This window comes from Streptomyces sp. WM6386, from assembly GCF_000972385.1.
Lineage (GTDB): Bacteria > Actinomycetota > Actinomycetes > Streptomycetales > Streptomycetaceae > Streptomyces.
In genome coordinates this window covers 1-495 of sequence record NZ_JXTE01000450.1, presented here as the reverse complement: position 1 = coordinate 495, position 495 = coordinate 1, and the positions used below count along the sequence as shown (strand labels likewise).

Below are 495 nucleotides of genomic sequence, written 5' to 3'. Positions count from 1 at the left end.
CGACGCGGATGCCGAGCAGCTCGCGCAGGGCGCCGGGATAGCCGCCGAGCCAGATGTGGTCGTTCTGGTCGACGATGCCGGAGAAGTAGGTCGTGACCAGGTGGCCGCCCTGCTCGGTGTAGCGGGTCAGCTCCTTGGCGAGCTCCGCCGGGACCACGTGCAGGACGGGCGCGATCAGCACGTCGTAGCGTGCGAAGTCGCTCTTGGTGGTGATCAGGTCGGCGCGCACGCCGAGTGCGAGGAGCGCCGAGTACCAGTCCAGGCCTTCCTGGCGGTATTTGAGCAGCGAGGTGGGGTGGGAGTCCTGCTCGCTCGCCCACCAGGAGTCCCAGTCGAAGACGATCCCGACCTTCGCGCTCTCCCGGGTCGAACCGGCCACCGGGGCCAGGGTCTTGAGGGTGGCGCCGAGCTCGGCGACCGCGCGGAACAGCTCGCTGTCGGCCCCGGCGTGCGGGACCATCGACGAGTGGTACTTCTCGGCGCCGGCCGCCGACT

At 70.1% G+C, this 495-nt stretch carries 1 protein-coding gene; it reads right to left on the bottom strand.

Going from position 1 to position 495, the window contains the following annotated elements; all coding sequences use genetic code 11:
• Nucleotides 1-495, bottom strand: a 495-nt coding sequence (locus tag TN53_RS42190; protein WP_046264205.1) for a beta-galactosidase, incomplete at both ends; no start/stop codon positions are given.